The organism is Vibrio sp. 378 (assembly GCF_033339435.1).
On the sequence record NZ_JAWOUO010000731.1, the window covers coordinates 1 to 624 of the forward strand.

A 624-nucleotide genomic window follows, 5' to 3' on the forward strand; every position below is an offset into this window, starting at 1 on the left:
CAAAACTCGGTTGAAGCTATTCGCTTTCTTGCTAGCTTTACAGAAGAGATCAAAAACCGTTTCTCGCAAATGGCGGTCACTTACAACATCAATATCATTGCTGGCAGTATGCCGCTCATCGAAGATGGCAAGCTCTACAACGTAGCGTACTTACTGCAACGCGATGGGGAAATTAACGCTCAGTACAAAATCCACATCACGCCACACGAACAAAAAGACTGGGTAATTGATGGCGGCGATAATGTACAAGTGTTCGAAACCGATGCTGGTAAGGTCGGCATTCTGATTTGTTACGACAGCGAGTTCCCTGAGTTGGGTCGTATGCTCGCCGAACAAGGTGCGCAAATTATCTTTGTGCCATTCTGGACTGATACCAAAAACGGCTATCAACGTGTGCGGATTTGTTCTCAATCTCGCGCGATCGAAAACGAATGTTATGTGGCGATTGGCGGCAGTGTCGGCAACTTACCGCGCGTGGACAACGTGGACATTCAATATGCTCAATCAGCGGTGTTCTCACCTTCAGACATTTATTTCCCCCACGACGCCACATTGACGGAAGCCAGTGCGAATACGGAAATGATCATCTTTGCCGATGTTGACTTAACCAAGCTGAAACAGCTC

The 624-nt window shown here is 47.4% G+C and carries 1 protein-coding gene; it reads left to right on the forward strand.

Features of this window, described 5'->3' with window-relative positions; all coding sequences use genetic code 11:
- Positions 1–624: carbon-nitrogen hydrolase family protein (locus R7Q48_RS28540; RefSeq protein ID WP_318133698.1), on the forward strand; the 624-nt coding region annotated here is incomplete at both ends.